General features: G+C 59.7%; 17 protein-coding genes. 4 read left to right on the plus strand and 13 right to left on the minus strand.

Translation table 11 applies throughout. The features are described from left to right. The first annotated feature begins 60 nt into the window (after positions 1 to 60). Positions 61 to 1,503: a protein adenylyltransferase SelO gene (gene selO / locus NWV12_RS08995; protein WP_048979469.1), complete on the plus strand. Its 1,443-nt coding sequence runs from the start codon at positions 61 to 63 to the stop codon at positions 1,501 to 1,503. A gap of 40 nt (positions 1,504 to 1,543) precedes the next feature. On the opposite strand, the gene NWV12_RS09000 is transcribed toward selO, so the two are convergent. From NWV12_RS09000 to NWV12_RS09020, 5 genes are read right to left on the minus strand one after another with little or no spacing between them, the layout of a single operon-like run. Continuing rightward, a complete protein-coding gene (locus NWV12_RS09000) occupies positions 1,544 to 2,314 on the minus strand; it encodes a 3-hydroxybutyrate dehydrogenase (protein ID WP_039262084.1) in 771 nt (256 codons plus the stop codon). 10 nt (positions 2,315 to 2,324) lie between these two features. Next, the gene (locus tag NWV12_RS09005) at positions 2,325 to 3,716 is read right to left on the minus strand and encodes a GntP family permease (protein WP_048979470.1); all 1,392 of its coding nucleotides are present in this window, start codon (positions 3,714 to 3,716) and stop codon (positions 2,325 to 2,327) included. A gap of 44 nt (positions 3,717 to 3,760) precedes the next feature. Beyond that, on the minus strand, positions 3,761 to 4,942 hold the full coding sequence (locus NWV12_RS09010) for an acetyl-CoA C-acetyltransferase (protein WP_048979471.1): 1,182 nt from the start codon (positions 4,940 to 4,942) through the stop codon (positions 3,761 to 3,763). A 9-nt stretch (positions 4,943 to 4,951) separates the two neighbouring features. Next, on the minus strand, positions 4,952 to 5,608 hold the full coding sequence (locus tag NWV12_RS09015) for a CoA transferase subunit B (protein ID WP_039262087.1): 657 nt from the start codon (positions 5,606 to 5,608) through the stop codon (positions 4,952 to 4,954). Between the two features lie 2 nt (positions 5,609 to 5,610). Further along, the gene (locus NWV12_RS09020) at positions 5,611 to 6,318 is read right to left on the minus strand and encodes a CoA transferase subunit A (protein ID WP_048979472.1); all 708 of its coding nucleotides are present in this window, start codon (positions 6,316 to 6,318) and stop codon (positions 5,611 to 5,613) included. Between the two features lie 140 nt (positions 6,319 to 6,458). Here NWV12_RS09020 and NWV12_RS09025 point away from each other — a divergent pair, with 140 nt between their 5' ends. Next, positions 6,459 to 7,382: a LysR family transcriptional regulator gene (locus NWV12_RS09025; RefSeq protein WP_045353748.1), complete on the plus strand. Its 924-nt coding sequence runs from the start codon at positions 6,459 to 6,461 to the stop codon at positions 7,380 to 7,382. On the opposite strand, the gene NWV12_RS09030 is transcribed toward NWV12_RS09025, so the two are convergent. The 8 genes from NWV12_RS09030 to NWV12_RS09065 all read right to left on the minus strand — a co-directional run bounded on the left by NWV12_RS09030 (position 7,349) and on the right by NWV12_RS09065 (position 15,479). After that, entirely contained in the window at positions 7,349 to 8,128 is a 780-nt protein-coding gene (locus tag NWV12_RS09030) for a heme ABC transporter ATP-binding protein (RefSeq protein WP_048979473.1), read from the minus strand. The genes NWV12_RS09025 and NWV12_RS09030 overlap by 34 nt on opposite strands. Continuing rightward, complete coding sequence (locus NWV12_RS09035) at positions 8,121 to 9,113, minus strand: iron ABC transporter permease (protein WP_047061637.1); 993 nt, start codon at positions 9,111 to 9,113, stop codon at positions 8,121 to 8,123. Before NWV12_RS09035 ends, NWV12_RS09030 begins: the two co-directional genes overlap by 8 nt. Then, positions 9,113 to 9,934, minus strand: a complete 822-nt coding sequence (locus tag NWV12_RS09040; protein WP_033145289.1) for a hemin ABC transporter substrate-binding protein — start codon at positions 9,932 to 9,934, stop codon at positions 9,113 to 9,115. The genes NWV12_RS09035 and NWV12_RS09040 overlap by 1 nt, the downstream gene beginning before the upstream one ends. After that, entirely contained in the window at positions 9,931 to 10,959 is a 1,029-nt protein-coding gene (gene chuS / locus NWV12_RS09045; RefSeq protein WP_039262091.1) for a hematinate-forming heme oxygenase ChuS, read from the minus strand. Before chuS ends, NWV12_RS09040 begins: the two co-directional genes overlap by 4 nt. A gap of 35 nt (positions 10,960 to 10,994) precedes the next feature. Continuing rightward, complete coding sequence (locus NWV12_RS09050) at positions 10,995 to 12,977, minus strand: TonB-dependent hemoglobin/transferrin/lactoferrin family receptor (RefSeq protein WP_048977416.1); 1,983 nt, start codon at positions 12,975 to 12,977, stop codon at positions 10,995 to 10,997. Between the two features lie 77 nt (positions 12,978 to 13,054). Then, on the minus strand, positions 13,055 to 13,237 hold the full coding sequence (gene hemP / locus NWV12_RS09055) for a hemin uptake protein HemP (protein ID WP_048979475.1): 183 nt from the start codon (positions 13,235 to 13,237) through the stop codon (positions 13,055 to 13,057). 209 nt (positions 13,238 to 13,446) lie between these two features. Then, the gene (gene aroH, locus NWV12_RS09060) at positions 13,447 to 14,493 is read right to left on the minus strand and encodes a 3-deoxy-7-phosphoheptulonate synthase AroH (protein WP_033145292.1); all 1,047 of its coding nucleotides are present in this window, start codon (positions 14,491 to 14,493) and stop codon (positions 13,447 to 13,449) included. A gap of 152 nt (positions 14,494 to 14,645) precedes the next feature. Further along, a complete protein-coding gene (locus NWV12_RS09065; protein WP_023311315.1) occupies positions 14,646 to 15,479 on the minus strand; it encodes a pyruvate, water dikinase regulatory protein in 834 nt (277 codons plus the stop codon). A gap of 335 nt (positions 15,480 to 15,814) precedes the next feature. Between NWV12_RS09065 and ppsA the strand changes: the two genes are divergently transcribed. Both ppsA and NWV12_RS09075 read left to right on the plus strand, forming a co-directional pair. Further along, a complete protein-coding gene (gene ppsA / locus NWV12_RS09070; RefSeq protein WP_023311316.1) occupies positions 15,815 to 18,193 on the plus strand; it encodes a phosphoenolpyruvate synthase in 2,379 nt (792 codons plus the stop codon). 233 nt (positions 18,194 to 18,426) lie between these two features. Further along, the gene (locus NWV12_RS09075; RefSeq protein WP_048979477.1) at positions 18,427 to 19,827 is read left to right on the plus strand and encodes an MFS transporter; all 1,401 of its coding nucleotides are present in this window, start codon (positions 18,427 to 18,429) and stop codon (positions 19,825 to 19,827) included.

A 19,827-nucleotide genomic window follows, 5' to 3' on the forward strand; every position in this document is an offset into this window, starting at 1 on the left:
CCTTGCTTTCGCCCGTGTTTAAGTCCGGGTAAACCCTCTACACTAAAAGCAGGAGGACTTATGACCCTGTCTTTTACTGCTCACTGGCATGACGAGTTGCCTGGCTTTTACACCGCACTCAAACCAACACCGTTACAAAATTCACGCCTTATCTGGCATAACGATTTGCTGGCAGAAGAACTGGCCATTCCGCCTGAGCTGTTTCAGCTTTCAGAGGGCGCAGGCGTCTGGGGCGGTGAAACGCTTCTCGCCGGTATGCAACCTCTGGCTCAGGTCTATAGCGGACATCAGTTTGGCGTCTGGGCGGGGCAGCTGGGCGACGGCAGGGGGATCCTGCTCGGCGAACAACGGCTTCCCAACGGGGAGACGGTTGACTGGCACCTGAAAGGGGCGGGTCTTACTCCCTATTCGCGAATGGGCGACGGGCGCGCGGTGCTGCGTTCAACGATCCGCGAAAGCCTGGCGTCAGAAGCGATGCACGCCCTGGGTATTCCCACTACGCGCGCGCTGTCGATTGTCACCAGCGATACGCCGGTAGCGCGCGAAACGGTGGAAAAAGGGGCGATGCTGATGCGTATTGCGCAAAGCCATTTGCGCTTTGGTCATTTCGAGCACTTTTACTATCGCCGCGAGCCTGACAAGGTTCGCCAGCTGGCTGACTTTGCCATTCGTCACCACTGGGCGCATTTGCAGGACGAGGCGGATAAATACGTTCTCTGGTTCAGGGATGTGGTTGCCCGTACCGCAAGCCTGATTGCCCGCTGGCAAACGGTGGGCTTTGCGCATGGCGTCATGAATACGGACAACATGTCGATCCTGGGGCTGACCTTTGATTACGGTCCGTTTGGTTTCCTGGACGATTATCAGCCTGGCTATATCTGCAACCACTCCGACTATCAGGGACGTTACAGCTTTGATAATCAGCCAGCGGTTGGCCTGTGGAACCTGCAGCGGCTTGCGCAAACCCTGTCGCCGTTCATCGACGTAGATGCCCTCAATGATGCGCTCGACAGCTATCAGGATATATTGCTGCGAGAATACGGCACGCTGATGCGCAACAAGCTGGGGCTGATGACGCAGGAGAGGGGCGATAACGACATTCTCAACGGTCTGTTTGCCCTGATGGCGCGCGAGGGCAGCGATTATACCCGTACCTTCCGGATGCTGGGCCAGACGGAGCAGCACAGTGCGGCCTCACCGCTGCGCGACGAGTTTATTGACAGACAGGTGTTTGACGACTGGTTTGCCACTTACCGCGCGCGGCTGCAGCAGGAGCGGGTGGATGACGCTACCCGCCAGACGCAGATGAACGCGACAAATCCCGCGATGGTGTTGCGCAACTGGCTGGCGCAGCGGGCGATTGAGCAGGCAGAGCAGGGGGAGTATGACGAGCTACACCGCCTGCATCTGGCGTTGCGCACGCCGTTTGCCGAGCGGGATGATGACTACGTCAGCCGCCCGCCTGACTGGGGCAAGCGGCTGGAGGTCAGCTGTTCAAGCTAGCGATTTTGCCGGGTGGCGGCGTCGCCTTACCCGGCAAAAATTACTGCGCAACCCAGCCGCCATCCATATTCCACGCGGCGCCGCGAACGTTCACGGCGCCCTCGCTGCACAAAAACAGCGCCAGTTCACCCAGCTGCTCCGGGGTAACAAACTCGCCCGAAGGCTGTTTCTCCGCGAGAAGCCGATCGCGAGCCTGCTCCGGCGGGACGCCTTCAGCGATGCGCTGGTCGATTTGCTGTTGCACCAGCGGCGTCAGTACCCAGCCGGGGCAGATGGTATTGGCGGTAATACCGGTGCGGGCGGTTTCCAGCGCCAGCGATTTCGTAAAGCCCACTACGCCATGCTTGGCGGCAACGTAGGCTGACTTCTCTTTTGACGCGACCAGCCCGTGAACGGAGGCGATATTAATGATGCGCCCCCAGTTTTTCTCGCGCATGGCGGGCAGCGCCAGCCTGCTGGTGTGAAATACCGAGGAGAGGTTGATGGCGATAATGTCGTTCCATTTCTCCACCGGAAACGCGTCAACCGGGGCGACATGCTGTATCCCGGCGTTGTTGACAAGAATGTCCACGCCGCCAAACTGCGATTCGGCGTAGCGCATCATGGCTTCAATTTGCAGCACGTCACGCAGGTCCGCATCGTGATAGCCCGGCTTTTTGCCCAGCTGCGCAATCTCTTCTCTTGCTGATTCGCTGTCGCCGAAACCGTTGAGGATCAGCTGCGCCCCGGCCTTCGCCAGTACGCGGGCGATCCCAAGTCCAATGCCGCTGGTCGAGCCCGTCACCAGCGCGGTCTTACCGTTCAGATTCATCTTTCTCTCCTTACACAATGCCGGTCAGATAGAACACGGCAATGACAAAAAGCACTGCCAGACTTTTAATGAGGGTGATAGCAAAAATGCCGCCGTAGGCCTGACGATGGCTCAGGCCGGTAATCGCCAGCAGGGTAATCACCGCGCCGTTATGGGGCAGCGTATCCATTCCCCCGCTCGCCATCGAGGCCACGCGGTGCAGCACCTCAAGCGGGATATTGGCGGCGTGGGCGGCGGCGATAAACGAGTCTGACATGGCGGCGAGCGCAATGCTCATCCCGCCGGACGCCGAGCCGGTGATCCCCGCGAGGACGGTCACGCTGATGGCCTCATTCAGCAGCGGATTGGGGATGGCCGCCAGCGCTTTGGATAACACCAGGAACCCGGGCAGGGCGGCGATCACCGCGCCGAAACCGTATTCCGAGGCGGTATTCATCGCCGCCAGAATGGCACCGCTCACCGCGGTCCGGCTGCCTTCAGCCAGACGCCCCCGGATATTGCGAAAGCCAAAAATCAGCACCAGCACGATACCGGAGATCAGCGCCGCCTCGACGGCCCAGATGGCGGTGATCTTGCCCACCTCGGTCACAATCGGTTTCGCCAGGCCGGGCAGAGTAAGCTCGTGGGTCGTGCCGTACCAGCCGGGGATCCAGCGGGTAAACAGCAGGTTCAGTATGCCCACCACCAGCAGCGGGGAGATGGCAATCAGCGGATGCGGGAGGTTAATGTTATCCGGCGTTTCGGGTTCATTTTTCAGATCCGTGCCGTAGCCCTCGTTGTTATTGAACGCCTTACGACGCTGGCGCTCCAGCCAGAGCAGGCCAAAGACGATAATAAACAGAGAGCCGATAAGCCCCAGCCACGGCGCGGCCCAGGCGTTCGTGCCAAAGAAGCTGGTGGGGATGATATTCTGGATCTGCGGCGTGCCGGGCAGGGCGTCCATGGTAAACGAAAATGCCCCCAGCGCCACGGTGGCCGGGATCAGCCGCTTGGGGATGCCGCTCTGGCGGAACAGTTCCGCGGCAAACGGATACACCGCAAACGCCACCACGAACAGCGACACGCCGCCGTAGGTTAACAGCGCGCACACCAGGACGATCACCGGAATAGCGTGGCGACGACCGAGGATCTGAATCGCGGCCGCGACGATGGATCGTGAGAAACCGGAAAGCTCAATCAGCTTGCCGAAAACGGCCCCCAGCAGGAACACCGGGAAGTAGAGCTTGACGAAGCCCACCATTTTTTCCATAAACAGACCGGTAAACGTCGGGCCGACGGCACCCGGATCGGTCAGCAGCACGGCGCCGAGCGCCGCAATCGGCGCAAACAAAATAACGCTGTATCCGCGATAGGCCGCCAGCATCAGCAGCGCCAGCGCCGCCAGGGCAATTAACACGCTCATTACGACTCCTCACTTTAATTATTATTCGGGTATCAACGAGATGCTTAACGCTCGACGGTCAGAGCAATGCCTTGCCCGCCGCCCACGCACAGGGTGACGAGCCCTTTTTTGACGTCACGGCGCTGCATTTCGTACAGCAGCGTCACGAGGATGCGGCAGCCGGAGGCACCAATCGGATGACCCAGGGCGATAGCGCCGCCGTTAACGTTCACCCTGCGCTCATCCCAGCCGAGCTGCTTGCCTACCGCCAGCGCCTGGGCGGCAAAGGCTTCATTGGCTTCAATGAGGTCCACGTCATCGAGCGTCCAGCCCGCCCTCGCCAGCGCCGTCCGGCAGGCGCTGACCGGACCGATGCCCATTACCGACGGGTCAACGCCCGTCACGGCGTAGCTCACGATGCGACCGAGGATCGGCAAACCGCTCTCCCGCGCCTTTTCGCCGCTCATCAGCAGCACCGCGGCGGCACCGTCGTTGAGCGTTGACGCATTTCCGGCCGTCACCGTGCCTTCCGCCTGCAAAAAGGCGGGGCGCAGCTGCGCCAGCTGCTCAGCGGTAGTGCCAGGCCGGGGCTGTTCGTCACGGCTGACGATAAGCGGCGGTTTTTTGCCCTGTTTCACCGTCACCGGCGCTATCTCGGCGTCAAAGCGACCCGCTTCGATGGCGGAGGCCGCTTTGTGCTGCGACCGGGCAGCGAAGGCGTCCTGCTGCTCGCGGGAAATGGCATTCTCCCGGGCGACGTTTTCAGCGGTAATCCCCATGTGGTAATCGTTGAACGCGTCCCACAGGCCGTCGGTAATCATGCTGTCCTGCAGGCCCGTATGGCCAAAACGGAGCCCTGCACGCGCGCCGTCCAGCAGATAGGGGGCGTTGCTCATGCTCTCCTGACCGCCAGCGATAGCCACGTCCGCGTCGCCGCAGCGGATCGCCTGCGCGGCGAGCTGCACCGCTTTTAGGCCCGCGCCGCACACCAGGTTGACCGTTGTCGCCGGCGTGCTGACGGGTAATCCGGCGTTGATGGCCGTCTGACGCGCCGGGTTTTGCCCGCATCCCGCCGTCAGCACCTGTCCGAAAATCAGTTCATCTACCTGTTCTTCGCGAAGACCGCTGTTCTCCAGCAGTTGCCGCACCGCGACGGCCCCCAGCTCAACCGCTGAAAGGGACGATAGCGATCCGCGAAAACTGCCAATGGGGGTTCGCGTTGCCCCGACAATCATGACCTCTTTCATCGTGAGTCCTCAGTTGAAGCGCATCTCGCGAACGTTGTCCGCCACAATCATTTTCCCGGCTGTCTTAGCCGCAATTTCGTCGATGCTGACGCCGGGGGCGTATTCCCGCAGGATGAACGCGCCGTCCTCGATCTCCAGCAACGCGAGGTCGGTCAAGACCCGACGGATACAGCCCGCGCCCGTGAGCGGCAGCGTGCAGCGCGGCAGCAGCTTTGACTCACCGCTTTTCGAGGCGTGGGTCATCACCACAATGATGTTCTGCGCCCCTGCGACGAGATCCATTGCGCCGCCCATGCCCTTCACCATCTTTCCGGGGATCATCCACGAGGCGATATTGCCCTCGACGTCCACTTCAAACGCGCCCAGCACGGTCAGGTCGACATGACCGCCGCGGATCATGGCAAACGACTGGGCCGAGTCGAAAATGGCCGCGCCGGTGCGCGCGGTCACGGTCTGTTTACCGGCGTTGATCATGTCAGCGTCAAGGCTCTGCTCGTCAGGAAAAGCCCCCATCCCCAGCAGCCCGTTTTCCGACTGGAGCATCACGTCCATTCCGTCCGGAATGTAGTTCGCCACCAGGGTAGGAATACCGATCCCCAGGTTGACGTAATACCCGTCGCGCAGCTCGCGGGCGACGCGCATGGCCATCTGTTCACGGGTTAACATCGTCACACTCCTTCCGCGCGCAGGGTGCGCTGTTCAATGCGTTTTTCAAACTGGCCGACAATCAGCCTGTCGACGTAAATGCCCGGGGTATGAATGGCCGACGGGGGCAGCTCGCCCGGGGGAACTATCTCTTCCACCTCGACGACCGTTATCCGGCCCGCCGTTGCCATCAGAGGGTTAAAATTTTGCGCGGTATGCCGATAGACAACGTTGCCGTACCAGTCCGCTTTCCAGCCCTTAATGAGCGCGAAATCACCAGTAATCGCCTCCTCGAGGATGTAGTGCTTCCCCGCAAACTGGCGCACGTCTTTGCCGGTAGCCACGGGCGTGCCGTAGCCGGTGGCCGTGTAAAATGCCGGAATGCCCGCGCCGCCCGCGCGCACTTTTTCCGCCAGCGTGCCCTGGGGCGTGAGTTCAATCTCCAGTTCGCCGCTCAGCACCTGCTGTTCGAACAGGGCGTTCTCGCCGACGTAAGAGGCCACCACTTTGCGAACCTGCCGCGTTTCGAGCAGTATCCCGAGACCGAAACCGTCCACGCCGCAGTTGTTTGATACCACCGTCAGATCTTTCACCCGACGGCGTCTGACCTCTGCAATCAGGTTCTCCGGAATACCGCACAGGCCGAAGCCGCCCGCCAGCAAGGTCATTCCGTCCGTCAGCCCATCCAGCGCCTGCGCATAGCTGCCGACGCGCTTATCCAGTCCCGCCATAGTCATCCCTCCCGTTATCCGTGCCGGTATCATTAGGGGCGGCGACTCATTTGTTAATTTTGAATTTGTGACCCACTCATTTGGTTTTTTTATTAATTTCCTGTTAACTAAATTTTTTCAATTAGTTAACAGGATGAAAAATGAGAATGAGTGTCAAACAGTTACGCGCGTTTTTAGCGGTAGCTCACACTCTCAATTTCGCGCACGCCAGCGAACGGCTGAATCTTTCCCAGCCGGCCCTGAGCCTGACGATTAAAGCGCTGGAGGATGCGCTCGGCGGACCGCTGCTGCAGCGGAGCACGCGCAAGGTCGCGCTGACGCAGGAGGGAGAGACGTTTTTGCCGATGGCGCGTCAGCTGCTTGCCGACTGGGATAACGTCGAAGAGGCGATGCACCAGTGCTTTACCCTGCAGCGCGGTAAAATTTCGGTTGCGGCCATGCCGTCGTTTGCCGCGAATGTCCTGCCCGAGGTGCTAAAAGCGTTTCGCGATCGCCATGCCGGGATCAACGTCACCGTGCATGATGTTATTAACGAGCAGGTGATAGAGATGGTGCGGGAAGGGCGGGTCGAGATGGGCATCGCCTTTGAGCCGGCGCCAACGCACAACCTGCTGTTTACTCCGCTGGGCCTCGACAGGTTTGTTGCCATTGTACCGAAAGATTCCTCGCTGGCAGGCAAGAAGCGCCTGTCATGGGAAGATCTGCTGACGCTGGATTTCATCACCCTGCAGCGCCCGTCGGCGGTACGTCTGATGATGGAGGAGGAGCTGGCGCGAAGCGGCAGAAAGCTGGACGTGGCGCTGGAGAGTCATCAGCTGGTGACGGTCGGGCGAATGGTCGCGAGCGGGCTGGGCGGCAGTGCCGTTCCGGCGCTCTGCGAGGCGCAGATGACGGCGCTGGGCGCGGTCTGTATTCCGCTGGATAACCCGCCCATTGAAAAGTGTATTGGAGCGATCCATCCAGGACACACGCAGCTCTCTAAGGCGGCGCATGCCCTGCTGGAAACGCTGAAAGATTTTTACCAGCCCAATCAGGGGGCGAGAAACACCTGCGGCGCGGCGTGAGCCGGATGCCTGCCGACGATAACCTGCGCGCCGTACCAGCGCGCCAGCGCGTCGGCCTGCAAAACGGTTTCCGGTGCTCCCTGGGACACGATTCTGCCGTCATGCAGCAGCAGGATGCGGTCCGCCCACAGCGCCGCCAGATTAAGGTCGTGCAGCACCGCGCAAACGTGCAGATGACCCCGACGGGTCAGGGATTTCAGCAGGCGCAGCAGATGCTGCTGGTGATAGAGATCCATCGCAGACGTGGGTTCATCAAGGAACAGCCAGCCGCGCGGCGCGCCGTCGCACCAAAGCTGAGCCAGCGCGCGGGCGAGCTGGATGCGCTGCTGCTCGCCGCCGGAGAGTGCGGCAAACTGCCTGCCCGCCAGCGGTAAACAGCCGGTGACGGCCATGACCTCCTCAATAACCGTCGCTTCAGGCGTGCGGGTCCAGGGCGCTCGCCCCATACCGACGACCGCCTCAACCGGCCAGTCAAATCCGAGCTGCGTGTTCTGGCGCATTACCGCCCGGTAGCGGGAAAGCCTGTTCGGCTGCCAGGCCGCAAGCGGTGTGCCCGCCAGGCTGCACCGTCCGCCCGCAGGTTTAAGGTATCCGGTCAGCAGCCGCAACAGCGTTGATTTCCCGGCGCCGTTGGGGCCAATCAGCGCCACCAGCTCGCCCTGAGATAAGGTCAGCGACACGTCGTCAATCAGCGTGCGTTGTCCGGCGCGAAAAACAAGGTTTTCAGCACAATAGTGTTCAGCCATGCGCACCTCCGCGACGAAAGATAAGCCACAGAAACCACGGCGCGCCGAGAAGGCTGGTCAGTAAGCCGACCGGCATTTCCGCCGGTGCGACCAGGCTGCGCGCCAGCGTATCGGCAACCAGCAGAAGCAACGCGCCGGCCAGCACCGAGCCGGGGAGCACGGCCCGGTGGTCGGCTCCCAGCCACATGCGCACCAGATGCGGCACCACCAGGCCGACAAAGCCGATCACGCCGCTGACCGCAACGGCGGCGGCCACCAGCAGGGCGCTGCACAACAGCAGGATCCGCTGCACGGCGGCAACCTCCACGCCGAGGTAATGTGCCTCTTCGTCGCCCAGCTGCAGCAGGTTGAGGGCGCCTGCCAGACGCCAGATCGCGAGCACGGTGGGAACCATCAGCGACGCGACGACCAGCAGCGTTGACCACTGCGCCTGGCCGAGGCTGCCCATTCCCCAGAGCGAAAGCTGGCGAAGCTGGGAATCATTGCTGAGCCATGACAGCACCCCGACGGCCGCGCCGCACAGGGCGTTGATAGCAATTCCCACCAGCAGCAGGCGCGACAGGGAAGCGTCACGCTGACGGCTGAGCAGGAAAATCACGAAGGTGGCGGCCAGCGCGCCGAGAAACGCCGCCAGCATCGGGGCATACAGCATCACCAGTGCAGGCAGCGAGAGCGGAAGAACCACCCACAGCGCAACGGCGAGCGCCGCGCCGCTGCTGATGCCGAGCAGTCCCGGGTCCGCCAGCGGATTTCGAAACAGCCCCTGCATCACGCAACCCGCCAGCGCCAGTGAACCGCCGATCGCCAGCGCCAGCAGCACGCGAGGCAGGCGGATTGTCAGCCAGATTTGACGCAGCGCCTCGTCGGTCCCGTTCCACATCAGGCTGATCGGCAGGTGTAATGCCCCAACCCCGGTCGCTGCGAGCGTCATGATGGTCAGGATCGCGGTCAGCATCCATAACGATAAGGCGATCCGCCGGGACATCAGGGCAGCAGCTCCGCTTTGGCACGCAGCTGCTGGATGGCTTCCGGCGTTCGCACGCTGAAGCCCAGCAGCGCCATATCGTCAATCGCCAGTACCTGCTTGTTCCGTCCCGCCGGGGTTTGCGCCAGGCCGGGCAGCGTCCACAGATTCGCTTCACCGCCCAGGGCGTTGAGACCGTCCTGAGAAATCACCACCAGATCGGGTTGGCTGGCTATCGTGCCTTCCTGAGACAGCGGCTGATAGCGGGTAAACCCCTGCATCGCGTTCTGCAGCCCCGCCGCACGAATGGCAGCATCCGCGCCGGTCTGTTGTCCGGCGGCCATGGCGGTCATCCCGCCGTGGTTGAGAATAAACAGTACCCGCTTATTGAGCGGCGACGCGGGAAGCGCCGACAGTGCCTGGCGCAGCGTGCTGCGCAGGACCTCCCCCTCGACCTCGCGGTGCGTCGCTTCAGCGACGATCCGCACCTTTTCGTCAATGACGTTCAGGTCGTTACTGGCAGGAACAGCGATCACCCTGACGTGGCTTTGCTCAACCTGCTTTAGCGCCAGAGACGGCTGCGCCTGAGCGCTGGCCAGCACCAGCGTGGGGCGCATGGATAAGATCCCTTCCGCATTGAGCTGGCGCAGATAGCCCACGTCAGGCAGCGAATTCGCCGCCTGCGGCCACTGGCTGGTGCTGTCGCGGGCCACCAGCGAGGGCGCCGCGCCGAGAGCGTAGACAATCTCGGTGACGTCGCCGCCGAGGGTAACGATTTTCTCCTGCGGCGCCGCAGACGCCAGCAGGGGCAGGGCGCTAAGCAGGGCAAGCCACCGTTTCATGCGGCCAGCCCTTTCGCCGTTAAGGCGTCAATCTGGCTGCGCCACTGGCTCTGCTCCGGTTCGCCTTCCGTACGTTGGCCGTACAGCTGGGCGATTTGCGTTCCGTCGGCGGCAAACAGCTCCAGGCTGGTGACATGCCCGTCAGCCGTCGGCTTGCGCGTGACCCACGTTTCCGCAATGGATCCTTCAAGCAGATGCAGGGTAAAGGTTGGGTTAAAGACGTTCAGCCAGCCTTTCATTGGCACCAGCTTTTCCACCGCGCCGGTGAAGATCTGCACGCAGCCGCGGTTGCCCACGAAGACCATGATTTCGTTACCGTCCCGGCGCGCCGTTCCCAGGAGCTGCGCCAGCGCGCTGTTTTCTACCCGGCAGGCCAGATCGTCACCCACCAGGCGAAACGCCTGCTGGCGGCTGAGGTTATGGCGCTTGAGCAGGCTGAAGAACTGATGAACGTCGGTCATGGCGCGCCACTCGTTATCCACGAGAGCAGCATTTGCGTTTTCTGCATGAGCCGGAGCATCGGCTATCCTCAACGCCAGCGGCGGGTTGTCGGCAAAGATAAAGCGGGTCAGCACGTCGCCCCAGGCGGAAACGTCGGTGTTGTCCGTGGCGTAGACCTTCAGCAGGGCATCGCCCTGGTGATCGAAGAACTGAATGCTCTGCCGCTCGCCGCGTGCGGTGGCTTCACTGATGTGAAACACGCTCGACCACTGGTTGAGGAACAGGCGCAGATCCAGCGCGCGCGGGTTCAGCACCAGCCCGGCGTGGCCGTTCAGGTGCTGGTTGGTAAATCTCCCGACCTGCTCGTGTACGGCGTATTCGTTGCGGCAGATACATTTGGTTTCGCCCACCGCCTCCAGCGCGCCCAGGATCTCGCGGATTTCACCGCGCAGTCGCCAGGCGTCGTGACCTACGCGGGCAAAGGTCAGCTCTGCTTCACTGATGTTCATTAACCCCGCGACGTCGCGCGCGTACATACCCGGATTGGCTTCTTTTAGCTCAAGCCAGCGCGTGTAGTGATTCATTGTCTCTTCCTTCTGAATAGTTGCCCCGAAGGGAATTACCACTGATAGCTTACGAAAATCTTGCCGTTACGACCGTCCTGCGGAATGCCCTGAGGTGACCAGTACGCTTTGTCAAAGGCGTTGCCCAGCACCAGCGTAGTGGTCACGCCTTTGAGCCGCTCCTGGCCTTTGTAGCTCACGTAGAAATCGTTGACCGCATAGCCCGGCTGCTTGCTGTAGCTGCCGCTGATATGCGTTGAGCGATCGACAAAAGTACCGATCCAGCCGACGGAGAACCCGCTTTGCGCCACCGGGATATCCAGCTTGCTGGTGACGGTGTCCGGGTTAATGCTGGAGATGTACTCGCCCGTATCGGTGTCTTTCCCGCGCGTGCGGTTGTAGGCCAGATCGAGGCTGAAGAGATCGGCCGAGTATTTTGCCATCATATCCCAACCCCAGATTTTGGCGTTCGGAACGTTGTACGACATGGTGGTCGCGGCGGCAAAATCGACGGTGGTGGAGATATAGTCTTTGGCTTTGGTGTCGAAATAGCTGGCTTTAAACTCCAGCGCATCGTTGGCAAGCATCAGATCGTCAAAGCGCAGGCCAAAACCAAACTCCTGCGTTTCGTTGGTTTCCGGGCGCAGGTTCGGGTTTGGCACCCAGTAGTTGGTATAGAAGCGGCCAATGGAGAAGTGTTTGGCGTCGTTATACATTTCGCCCATGGTCGGCGCGCGGAAGGCCTGCGCGTAAGAGCCAAACAGCATCAGCCAGTCGGTTGGGCTGATGGTTAACCCGGCGCGGGATGACCACTTGTCTGCATCCACATCTTTGTAGCCGTCGCTGCTGCCGCGGTAGCTGTCATAGCGCGTGCCGCCCAGAAGGGTAACAGGCAGATCGCGCAGGGTGATCTCATCCTGCAGCCAGCCGGAGCTGAAGTCGATTTTCGCGTCCGGGAAGCCGGTGGTTGCCCCGCCCGGATGCTGCTCCTGACGATAGTATTCCCCGCCGTAGGTCAGAAGGTGTGCTGCAAAGGTGTCTCTGAACAGACGGGTGCGGTTTTCCACCTTGCCGCCTTTGGTGGTCTGCTTGCGGAACTCACCGCTACCGTCGATGTTCTGGGCATTAATGCGCGCTTCGGACCAGTAGACCTTCGCGTCGGCGTCCAGCCAGTCGTACCCTTCCGGTGAAATGTGGTAGCCAACCTGCGCATCGCGCTGGATGGTGGAGCGGTCGGTCATCGGGTTACTGCTGTCCGCCCCGGTGGTTTGCGGGTTTTTCGGCTCCTGAGCGGCGTTGTTGTAGTAGCGCAGGGAGCCGCTCAGGGTCTGGGCGGGGTCGATTTTCCAGCTGCCTTTCGCCAGCATGTTGTTGATGGATTCGTCGTTAGGCGCGGTTGCACCGTCGCTCTGGCGGACATCACCGCGATCCCGGCTGGACCAGGAGACCAGACCGTCAAGCGTATCGGTGCGGCCGTAGGCGCTGGCCCCCATCCCGAGGCTATGATCGCCCGTTGCGCCCGTTCCAAACACGCGGTAGCCGCTGTTTTTACCCGGTTCGAGCAGATCGTTGGCATCGGCGGTGTCATAGGAGATCACGCCGCCCAGCGCGCCGCTGCCGTACAGCAGGGCCGACGGGCCGCGGACCACCTCGATACGTTTGATTAGCGCGGGATCGAGAAAGGTGCTGTTCAGGTGACCGGTGTCGGTGCCCTGACGCACGCCGTCAACCAGCACCAGCACGCCGCGACGGTCATAGCCGCGCAGGTTGACGTCCTGCCCGTTAGTGCGCCCAGTGCCGTCCAGCGTCAGACCGGGGACGTTACGCAGCAGGTCGGCCGCCGAGCTTGCGGTTTGTTTCTCCGGCGCGCTGGCGTCAATTACGCTTACCATCATGGGCGCTTCAAAGGTGCTGCGGGCGTTGCCCGTGGCGGTGACGGTAATGTCGTCTGTGGCGGCGAACGCGACGCCCGGTAGGGTACTGGCAATCGCCAGCGCCAGAAGTGACGGACGTAAAGATGCGGAAGGCAGGTGTGGCATAGCAACTCTCCATAAGAAGTGAAAAGCGCTGGCTGCCTGGGGATAACCTGGGTGGCTGGCGTATTTTTAGGTGTTGTTTATTTTGTGAGGATCAGTTTTCCGGCATGGGTCTGGCGCAGAAGATAGCGCTGTCCGTCATGCTCGATAATGACCCGTCCCTCATCGCCGAGGAGGGTTTTGCTGTCAATGCGACGCTCGGCGGGGGCTGGCGCTGTGTGTGTTTTTTCTTGCGTTGCCGCGCTGTTATCCGTAAGTGACATAATGTTTATAAATGGCAATCAATGTAACAATGATAATCATTATCAATAAAGTGCAAATTGACGGCAAGCGTTTTTGTGAAAAAAGGATGAGGGGATCAAATTTGGGGGGGAGGTGCGGTCTGATGCCCTCACCCCGACCCTCTCCCACAGGGAGAGGGAGAAGGGCACAATCGTAGGTCGGGTAAGCGCAGCGCCACCCGACAATAACATCAGAAGCGAGAATCAACCGCAGCTGCCAGCTTTTCCAGCAGCAGTTCGCTGTCTTCCCAGCTCAGGCACGGGTCGGTGATCGACTGGCCGTAAACCATCTGCTGTCCGGCAACGATTTTCTGCGTGCCTTCTTTGATAAAGCTCTCAGCCATAATCCCTGCAACGGCGGTCGAGCCGCTGCGGATCTGCTGGCAGATCTCATCGCAGACGTCCAGCTGGCGGCGATGCTGCTTCTGGCAGTTGCCGTGGCTGAAATCCACCACCAGATGTTCCGGCAGGTCAAATTCGGCCAGCGTTTCACAGGCCGCCGCAATATCTTGAGCATGGTAATTGGGTTTCTTCCCGCCGCGCATAATGATATGCCCGTAAGGGTTACCGCTGGTCTGGTAGATGGTCATATGACCGCTCTTGTCCGGCGAAAGGAACATGTGGCTGGCACGGGCAGCGCGGATGGCATCAACCGCGATACGGGTGTTGCCATCGGTCCCGTTTTTGAAGCCGACCGGGCAGGAGAGGGCAGAGGCCATCTCACGGTGGATCTGGCTTTCGGTGGTGCGCGCGCCAATCGCGCCCCAGCTGATCAGATCGGCGATAAACTGCCCGGTCACCATATCGAGAAACTCGGTCGCCGTCGGAACGCCCAGCTCGTTGACCTGTAAAAGCAGCTTCCGCGCCAGCTCGATACCGTGGTTAACGCGATAGCTGCCGTTGAGGTCAGGGTCGGAAATCAGGCCTTTCCAGCCCACTACGGTGCGCGGTTTTTCAAAGTAGGTGCGCATCACGATCTCAAGGCGATGCTGGTACTTATCCCGCAGTCCCTGAAGTCGTTTTGCATAATCCATCGCGGCATCCAGATCGTGGATGGAGCAAGGCCCAATCACCACCAGAAGACGTTTGTCTTCACCGTTCAGGATTTTTTCAATGCGGCGGCGGGAGGCCGTCACATGTTCCGCGACGGCGGCGGAAACGGGATGCCGCTGTGCCAGTTCAGCCGGCGTGACCAGGCTGTCAATGCGCGCAGTGCGGAGTTCATCGGTTTTATTCATGGAATGTCTCAGAAAATTTTTGCTTCATCGGCAGACTACCGGGAAGTGATGGGCATCACCTTAAACCAATCCCTGCTGATTTCAAGTTCGGGGCGACACCGCCCCGTGGTTGCAGATGATGATACCTGAATCCGAGCCAATGTACTAGCATATTAGTACATGCGGCGATTAAGCCCCATGATGTCGAGAATTTTGGTGGCAATTTCTTCAACCGAATAGTTGGTGCTGTTCAGCCACGGGATCTGGTTTTTGCGGTACAGCGCTTCCACTTCCGAGACCTCCATCCGGCACTGGCGCATGGAGGCGTAGCGGCTGTTCTCGCGGCGCTCTTCGCGGATGGCCGCAAGGCGTTCAGGGTTGATCGTCAGGCCGAACAGCTTGTGCTGCAGCGGCTTAAGGGCGGCGGGCAGCACCAGGTTATCCATGTCGTCGGCGATAAACGGGTAGTTTGCGGCGCGAATGCCAAACTGCATCGCCAGATAAAGGCTGGTTGGGGTTTTGCCGCAGCGCGACACGCCAAGCAGGATCACCTGCGCCTGGTCGAGATTTCGCAGCGAAATACCGTCGTCGTGGGCCAGGGTGTAGTCGATAGCGGCGATACGCGCGTCGTACTTGGTCAGGTTGCCGGGGTTCAGCCCGTGGGTACGGTGGGCAATGGGGGTCGGGTCGAGCTTCAGCTCGCTCTGCAGCGGAGCCACCAGCGCCTGCACGATATCCTGACAGAAGCCTTCACTTTGCAGAATGATGGAGCGAATCTCCGGGATCACGATAGAGTAGAACACCAGCGGGCGGACGCCGGTCTGCTGGTAGATGGCGTCAATCTGGTCCTTCACCGCTTTAGCGCGGCTCTCGTTTTCAACAAACGGCAGCGTGATGCTGTTAATCGAAACGGGAAACTGCGACATCACCGCGTGGCCCAGGACCTCGGCGGTGATCGCCGTACCATCAGAAATATAAAAAACGTGGCGATCGACAGCACTATCCATTTTACTCACCCTGAATATCAGACCTAATTGTCTGAAAGCATAAATTAAAAAAGTAAATTACACAGCAAAGAACTTATCCTAATTATGAATGAAACGCTGTTTTTGATTTTCCTGAAAAGTGGATTTCATTTTTCAAATAGCGACTTTATTTTTGGGGTTTCTGGCTGAATATAGAGGAATCATCGGGTTAATCGTTGATGGGAAAGTATCCGAAAAGTTGAAATTTTAAATTGCTTACACGATTCACCGTTTTTTTAGCGGAAATAAATATGCCAGTATAAATACGTAGTCAGGTGTTACTTACTCCGATCAAATATCACAAAAGGATTGTTTCGATGTCCAACAATGGCTCGTCACCGCTGGTGCTTTGGTATAACCAACTCGGCATGAATGATGTAGACAGAGTTGGGGGCAAAAATGCCTCCCTGGGTGAAATGATTACAAATCTGTCGGGTATGGGTGTCTCCGTACCGAACGGGTTTGCCACCACCGCCGATGCCTTTAACCTGTTTTTAGACCAGAGCGGTGTTAACCAGCGCATTTACGACCTGCTGGATAAAACGGATATTGATGACGTTACCGAGCTTGCCAAAGCCGGGGCGCAGATCCGCCAGTGGATCATCGACACACCTTTCCAGCCGGAACTGGAAAAAGCCATTCACGACGCGTACAACCAGCTCTCAGCTGACGATGCGCAGGCCTCCTTTGCCGTACGTTCCTCTGCGACCGCAGAAGATATGCCGGACGCCTCGTTTGCCGGGCAGCAGGAAACCTTCCTGAACGTCCAGGGTTACGATGCGGTGCTGGTGGCGGTGAAGCACGTGTTTGCTTCCCTGTTCAACGATCGCGCCATCTCCTATCGCGTGCACCAGGGCTACGACCATCGCGGTGTGGCGCTCTCCGCTGGCGTGCAGCGCATGGTGCGCTCGGACGTGGGCTCATCCGGCGTGATGTTCTCCATTGATACCGAATCCGGCTTCGACCAGGTGGTGTTTATCACCTCCGCGTGGGGTCTGGGTGAGATGGTGGTGCAGGGCGCGGTAAACCCTGACGAATTTTACGTCCACAAGCCAACGCTGGCCGCTGGCCGTCCGGCGGTGGTGCGCCGCACCATGGGCTCGAAAAAAATCCGCATGATCTATGCCCCGACCCAGGAGCATGGCAAGCAGGTTAAAATTGAAGATGTACCGCAGGAGCAGCGCGACCGCTTCTCCCTGACCGACGCCGAAGTGCAGGAACTGGCGAAGCAGGCGGTGCAGATCGAAAAACACTACGGCCGTCCGATGGACATCGAATGGGCAAAAGACGGTAACACCGGCAAGCTGTTTATCGTGCAGGCGCGTCCGGAAACCGTCCGCTCGCGCGGTCAGGTGATGGAGCGTTATACGCTGCACGCGCAGGGTAAAATCGTGGCGGAAGGCCGCGCCATCGGTCACCGCATCGGTGCCGGTCCGGTCAAAGTGATCCACGACATCAGCGAGATGAACCGTATTGAGCCAGGCGACGTGCTGGTGACCGACATGACCGACCCGGACTGGGAACCGATCATGAAGAAAGCGGCGGCTATCGTCACCAACCGCGGCGGTCGTACCTGCCACGCGGCGATCATTGCCCGCGAGCTGGGCATTCCCGCGGTTGTCGGCTGCGGTGACGCCACCGAACGCATGAAGGACGGGCAGAACGTGACCGTCTCCTGTGCCGAAGGCGATACCGGCTACGTCTACGCCGATATCCTCGACTTCAGCGTGAAGAGCTCCAGCGTGGATACCATGCCGGACCTGCCGCTGAAGATCATGATGAACGTCGGCAACCCGGACCGCGCGTTTGACTTCGCCTGCCTGCCGAACGAAGGCGTTGGCCTGGCGCGTCTGGAATTTATCATCAACCGTATGATCGGCGTTCACCCGCGCGCGCTGCTGGAGTTTGACGACCAGGATCCGAAGCTGCAGAACGAAATCCGCGAGATGATGAAAGGCTACGACTCACCAAAAGAGTTCTACGTCGGCCGTCTGACCGAAGGGATCGCGACGCTGGGCGCCGCCTTCTATCCGAAACGCGTGATCGTGCGTCTGTCTGACTTTAAGTCTAACGAATACGCCAACCTGGTAGGCGGCGAGCGCTACGAGCCGGAAGAAGAGAACCCGATGCTGGGCTTCCGCGGGGCCGGACGCTACGTGTCCGACAGCTTCCGCGACTGCTTCGCGCTGGAGTGTGAGGCGGTGAAACGCGTGCGCAACGACATGGGGCTGACCAACGTCGAAATCATGATCCCGTTCGTGCGTACCGTGGATCAGGCGAAAGCGGTGGTGGACGAGCTGGCGCGTCAGGGTCTGAAGCGCGGCGAGAACGGGCTGAAGATCATCATGATGTGCGAAATCCCGTCCAACGCCCTGCTGGCCGAGCAGTTCCTGGAGCACTTCGACGGCTTCTCTATCGGCTCGAACGACATGACGCAGCTGACGCTGGGTCTGGACCGCGACTCCGGCGTGGTCTCCGAGCTGTTCGACGAGCGCAACGAGGCGGTGAAAGCGCTGCTCTCCATGTCCATCCGCGCGGCGAAGAAGCAGGGTAAATACGTCGGGATCTGCGGTCAGGGCCCATCCGACCATGAAGACTTTGCCGCATGGCTGATGGAAGAGGGGATCGATAGCCTGTCCCTGAACCCGGACACCGTGGTGCAAACCTGGCTGAGCCTGGCGGAACTGAACAAGTAACGCCACGCTGACCCGAAAAGGCGAGGATATTATTCCTCGCCTTTTTTATTTCATTTCTTATTTGCTCCCCATCACAAATAAAGTAAAAAACCAAATATCATAATTTGTCTGTCAATTTAGACAATTGTTAGCGCGCAAACCGTTGCTAATACTTGAGCCTTACTGCGCATTTCCCTTAAGAAGATGCGCAACTGGTTGAAATACGTTTTAACCTGATAAAAAGGCAAATAACAATGACACTCTCCTCTGTATTGCGTACCAAAGATAAAATAGGTTATGGCTTAGGCGATATGGCCAGCGCGCTGGTCTGGCAAACGGCAACCTTATTTCTCGCTTATTTTTATACAGACGTATTTGGGCTGCCCGCCGCGATTATGGGCACCATGTTTTTAGTGGTGCGCGTGGTCGATGCGTTTGTCGATCCGTGCATTGGCGCACTGGTTGACCGCACCCGGACGCGTCACGGACGTTTCCGTCCCTGGCTGCTGTGGTTTGCTATCCCGTTTGGCGTGAGCTGCCTCATTACCTTCTATGTGCCGGACGTTGGGCCGACGGCGAAAATCGTTTACGCCTGCGTGACCTACGCGATTTTAAGCCTGATTTACTCCGCGATTAACGTGCCTTACTGCGCTATGCCCGGCGCGCTGACGCTGGACCCGCGCGAGCGTCATTCTCTGCAGTCGTGGCGCTTTGGCCTGTCGTTTATCGGCGGGCTGATCGTGACGGTTATTGCCCTGCCGCTGGTCTCACTGTTAGGCCAGGGCAACGTGCAGAAAGGCTATTTCTATGCCATGAGCCTGATGGGTCTGCTGGGAATTGTGCTGTTCTTCTGCTGTTTCCTGATGACCCGCGAGCGTTATTCTCCGCGCAATGATACCTCCGGCTCCATGCTCACCGATTTAAAACTGCTGGCCGGGAACAGCCAGTGGCGGATTGTGTTTCTGTTTAATATTTTGCTGTTAACGGCGGTGGTGACGCGCGGTTCCGCCACCATGTATTACGTGAACTATGTGCTGCTGCGCCCGGATCTGGTTTTTGCCTTTATTGTTTCCGGCATGGTGGCCTCCTTAAGCGGCGCATTATTATCTGAACGGCTGCTGGGGAAATTTGACCGCGTGCGCGCCTACCAGTGGACGATTATCTCCTTCGTTATCTTCGGCGCGCTGATTTTCTTCCTGCCTCCTTCACAGGTGTGGCTAATCTTTGGCCTTAACATCGTCTTTAGCTTTATTCAAAACCTCACCACGCCGCTCCAGTGGACCATGTTCTCCGATGTGGTCGACTACGAAGAGCACCGCAGCGGCCGTCGTCTGGACGGGCTGGTCTTCTCCACCGCGCTGTTTGCCATCAAGTTTGGCCTGGCGCTGGGCGGGGCGGTCGTCGGCTGGGTGCTTGGCATGGTGGATTACGCCCCGGGCCAGGCAACCCAGGCGCCAGGCGTTCTCTCGACCATTAGCGCGCTGTTCACCCTTATCCCTTGCGCGCTGTTCCTCTGCATGGTCGCGCTGCTTGCCATCTACAAGCTCAACAGCCGGCTGGTGGATTCCATCGCCCTGGAGCTGGCCAGCAAGCGTGAAGTCAGACCCGAAGCGGGGCAGCTCAGCCCGGCAACCCCTTCCGCACTACAGGAGTAA

Origin of the sequence: Enterobacter sp. Crenshaw (genome assembly GCF_024734705.1) — a bacterium.
Taxonomy (GTDB): domain Bacteria; phylum Pseudomonadota; class Gammaproteobacteria; order Enterobacterales; family Enterobacteriaceae; genus Enterobacter; species Enterobacter asburiae_B.